This window comes from Thiomonas sp., assembly GCF_054608695.1.
On record NZ_JBTRXV010000161.1, the window covers coordinates 1 to 4,761 of the forward strand.

Annotated in this window: 3 protein-coding genes; all 3 read left to right on the forward strand. The window is 62.3% G+C overall.

Going from position 1 to position 4,761, the window contains the following annotated elements; all coding sequences use genetic code 11:
- Positions 1–138: 138 nt before the first annotated feature.
- Positions 139–1,842, forward strand: a complete 1,704-nt coding sequence (locus tag ACYCUK_RS23380) for a sigma-70 family RNA polymerase sigma factor (RefSeq protein ID WP_461596988.1) — start codon at positions 139–141, stop codon at positions 1,840–1,842.
- Complete coding sequence (locus ACYCUK_RS23385; protein WP_461596989.1) at positions 1,839–3,332, forward strand: ATP-binding protein; 1,494 nt, start codon at positions 1,839–1,841, stop codon at positions 3,330–3,332. The genes ACYCUK_RS23380 and ACYCUK_RS23385 overlap by 4 nt, the downstream gene beginning before the upstream one ends.
- Before the next feature lie 68 nt (positions 3,333–3,400).
- Complete coding sequence (locus tag ACYCUK_RS23390; protein ID WP_461596990.1) at positions 3,401–4,672, forward strand: hypothetical protein; 1,272 nt, start codon at positions 3,401–3,403, stop codon at positions 4,670–4,672.
- The last annotated feature ends 89 nt before the right edge of the window (positions 4,673–4,761 follow it).

Sequence of the window (4,761 nt, forward strand, 5' to 3'; positions counted from 1 at the left end):
GGAACCCCTGGGCTATATCCCGCCGGCAGAAGCTGAGGCAAACTACTATCGGCAACTCGCCAGTCAGACCTCCATGGTGGTGGCCTGACTTAAACCAACCGGCCTCCACGAAAGCCGGGGCGGTTCACAATTGCGTTTGTGGACGAGCTGGCAAGCCACCGCAACGAGCCGCTGCGCATCTATCAACGTGAGCTCCAAGGCGAAGCGCTTCTCACGGCCGAGGCTGAGGTCGCTCTTGGCCAAGCCATGGAGCGCGGCGTGGAGAAGGCTCTCGACGCGCTGGCCTCATGGCCATCGGGCATTGGCACCGTGCTGATTGCTGCGAAGAAAGTCACTTCTGGCGCGAAGCCGCTGCGCTGGCTGTCGTCGAGACCGCCAGTCGAGCCCCACGACGCCGAAACCATTCCAAGCGCTTACCCAGACGCCGAATCCGACCCGCAGTCCGATGCCGTCAGCGCCGAAGACGAAGGCGACTCCCAATTTGGCCTAGACGCCAAAGAATCCATCGGCGAATTGGAGGAGCTCCGCGTCAATGCGGAGCTCCTGTCGGGCCTCGCCGTCGTCGCAAGCCACGATGCCCCTGAATGGAACGCCTGCCGTGGCGCCATTGCGTCGCTTGGCCTGACTCGAAGCTTCCTCATGGAGCTCGCCGATTCCAAGTTGGCCGGAGAGCCCGAGCCGGCGCTTGCTTTCGGCCAGGCAATGAAGGCCTATCGGCGCGCTCGCGACCAAATGGCCGTCGCCAATTTGAAGCTCGTCTACTCCATCGCCAAGAAATATCTGTTCAGCGGCCAACCCTTGGACGATCTTCTGCAAGAGGGGAACATTGGCCTGATCAAGGCTGTGGACCGCTACGACTGGCGCCGTGGCTTCAAATTTTCGACCTACGCCACCTGGTGGATTCGGCAGCAGGTCGGCCTATATGTCGCCGACAAGGGCAAGACCATCCGCTTGCCCGTCCACGTCTATGAAACAACGCAGCGAATCGCGAAGGCGGTCCGAGCATTCGAGCTCAGGCACGGGCAAGCTCCCACCGTCCAAGAGATCGCCGACTTGGTGGGATTGCCGATCAAGAAGGTCTTGTCGCTCATCCGCGTAGCCATGGAGCCAACGCCGCTCCACGAGATCGACGGACTGGATGATCACATCGCCGCAGATGCCAAGGACGAATACACGGCCCGCGATCCGATGGACATCGTTGAAGACATGCAACTGACCGGCGCCATCGACCGATTCTTGGAAACGCTCAAGCCCAAAGAGGCGCGCGTGCTGCGCATGCGCTTTGGCATTGGCATTGGCATTGGCATTGGCATTGGCATTGGCATTGGCATTGGCATCGGCATCGGCACTCAGGATTCAATGACGCTCGATGAGATCGGAAAAAGGCTCGACGTGACGCGCGAGCGCATTCGACAAATCGAAGCGTCGGCGCTGCGCAAATTGAAGCATCCCGTGCGGCTCGAACGGCTCCTGCGCGAACTCAATGGCGCACCGCCACAACACGGGGGGAGCGATGACCCAAATGACGAATCGGACGATGAGGACGACGAGGTCGATGGCGACACGTTTGCAGTTGCTGACGACACCCCTCCACAGCTCAAAACAGCGGCGCGGGCGACTCCGATGCCCGAGCGGATGAATGGCTCCACGCCCACGGCCCTCGAAAAGCTTCTAAGCCACGCGCGAGCGATTGGCATCGCCGTCGAAGACTACCCCGAGGGGCCGGAGAGAAGAATCTGGGTCCACATCACGGAAAGACCCGACAACCACTCCCGCAAGATCGTCCGAAAGCTGATTGGGCTCGGATTCTTCTTTTGGCCGGGCAAAGGCTACTGGCGATGAAGAACAAGACAAGAAGCGCGCCGCCGCGCGCCATGGCGATGCTCGAGTCCCTGCGAGGCCTCGGCTACTCGACCGGTGCGGCCTTGGCCGACATCATCGACAACAGCATCTCGGCCGGAGCCAGCGAGGTCCGGCTCGATTCCACCTGGAATGGACCTGGCAGCCGGATCACGGTCTTGGATAACGGGCGCGGCATGAGTGACGCCGAGCTCGAAAGCGCCATGCGCTTGGGCGACAAGAACCCGCTGGACGCTCGATCGGCGCACGACCTCGGGCGGTTTGGCCTGGGACTGAAAACCGCCTCCTTCTCCCAATGCCGCAGGCTCACCGTCGCCTCCATCAAAGATGGCGCCACGAGCTGCCTACGCTGGGACCTCGATGAACTCGCTGCAGATCCCGATGGCGGCTGGCTCCTTTTCGAGGGGCCGGTGCAGGGGTCGAAACCCCATATCGCCGGCTTGAAGGGCAAGAAGGCCGGGACTGTCGTATTGTGGGAGCAGATGGACCGCGTGGTCACAACCGGCTTCACCTCCAACGACTTCCACGACCTCATCGACACCGTCGAGTCCCATTTGGCAATGGTTTTCCACCGCCTTCTCCAAGGGCCGCGCGCCAAGCTCAAATTGCTCTTGAACGGCCGAGCCGTCGCGCCGTGGGACCCCTTCATGACGGGACACCCCGCGAAGCCCTGGACATCGCCGCCCACCAACCACCCAACCGACTATGGAACGGTCACGGTGCAGGCCCATGTCCTGCCCCACCGCGACAAATTGACCGCCATCGAGTTCGAAGCCAACGCCGGCCCCGCTGGGTGGACCGCGCAGCAAGGCTTCTACGTCTACCGCAACGAGCGCCTCTTGGTCGCGGGCGGCTGGCTGGGACTGGGCAACTCCCGCGCGTGGAACCGCGAAGAGGCGCACCGCCTCGCCCGCATCCGCTTGGACATCCCTAACACCGCCGACGCGGATTGGAAGATCGACGTTCGCAAATCGACGGCCAGGCCGCCCGTGTCGCTGAGGCTTTGGCTCACCCTCTTGGCCGAGAACACCCGCGAGCGCGCCCGGCGCGTGTTCGCCTATCGCGGCACGCCAGCGCCAGCGAAGGGCAACATCCCCATCGAACAGGCCTGGCGCGTCGATCGCATCAAGGCTGGCGTGCGGTATCGGATCGAAGAATCCCACCCCTCCGTCGCCGCAGTCCTTGAAAACGCAGGGACGCTCGTTCCCTTGATCAAGTCGATGCTCCGAGTAATCGAGGAAACCGTCCCCGTGCAACGCATCTGGCTCGACACGGCCGAGAACAAAGAGACGCCTCGCACGGGATTCGATGGCGAGCCCAACGCGGCCGTGATCGAGGTCGCCACCGTGCTCTTCCAGGACCTCATCGAACGCAAGAGCCTCAGCGTCGAGGAGGCCCGCAAATCAATGTCGCGCACGGAGCCGTTCCAAAAATACCCGGCGCTTATCGCAAAACTAGGGAGTAAAAAATGACCGCAGCAGAAGAGGCAGCAGCGCAGGCGCAGTTGCTCGAAGATGTCATCGCCACCGCGCAACGGCTGGTGAAGGCCGAGAAGGATTCGTCAAAGATCACGCCGTCCTATATCGCCGAGAAGGTGAAACTGGCCGCCGCGATGTTCGCGACCGATCCGCCCGTCCCGTTGGACGAAGCCAAGGCGGTCGCAACCCTCATCCAGCGATTCAGCCACCGCATGGGCAAGGCCACCACGCTCAAGGACAACACGGGGCACTTTGATTGGCTCACCGCAGCTCGCAAAAAGGATTGGCATTACTGGCGCCGCTACCGCGACTATCAGGAGTCCAAGCTGTCCGACGTGGTCGTCGATGGCCTGGACGAAGCGACCGAGGACATCCTCGGCCTCCTTGAAGACCCGTTGCGGGCGGATCCCTGGGATCGGCGGGGGCTTGTCGTCGGGCATGTGCAATCAGGCAAGACCAGCAACTACACCGGCTTGATCAACAAGGCCGCCGACGCCGGCTACAAGATCATCATCGTGCTGGCGGGCATGCACAACAACCTACGCTCGCAGACGCAGATGCGCCTCGAAGAAGGCTTCCTTGGCTACGAGACGACAGCCGACCGCGACGCGGGCGCCGCCATCGGCGTGGCAGCGTTTGGCGAGGACCTCAAAACCAACTCGGCGACGACACGGGCGGAGAACGGCGATTTCAGCAAGGCCATCGCCAAGCACTTCCATGGCATCTCGCCGGAAGAGCGTCCATGGCTGTTCGTGGTCAAGAAACAAAAGACCGTGCTGACCGAACTCCTCAAATGGATTCAAACGCGCGTGGCCGACGCGACCGATTCGGGGGACGGACGAAAGCTCGTCACCAAGCTGCCGCTCCTGATGATCGACGACGAAGCGGACAACGCCTCGGTGGACACGGGCGAACAGGTGTTCAACGATGACGGCACGCCCGACGAAGAGCACCAGCCCAAGACCATAAACAGCCTGATTCGGCAACTGCTGCACTCCTTCACCCGCAAGGCCTACGTCGGCTACACGGCCACGCCGTTTGCCAACATTTACATCCACCACAAGGGCGCCACGGCCAAGGAAGGCCCCGACCTCTTCCCCAAGGCCTTCATCATCAACCTGGCCGCGCCGTCGAACTATGTCGGTCCCGCCCGCATGTTCGGCAAGCTGACCAAGGATGGCCGCGAAGGAGCGCTCCCTCTCGCGCGCAGCATCCTGGACCACTACGACCCCGAGGCCGATGCGGGGTGGATGCCCCCAAAGCACAAGAAGACGCATGTCCCGGTCCACAACGGACTGAACCGCCCCGGCTTTCGTGGAGGCCGGTTGGTTTAAGTCAGGCCACCACCATGGAGGTCTGACTGGCGAGTTGCCGATAGTAGTTTGCCTCAGCTTCTGCCGGCGGGATATAGCCCAGGGGTTCC

Excerpts from the sequence above, each read along its gene's own strand:
- ACYCUK_RS23385 (WP_461596989.1), top strand. The coding sequence starts at position 1,839 with ATGAAGAACAAGACAAGAAGCGCGCCGCCGCGCGCCATGGCGATGCTC.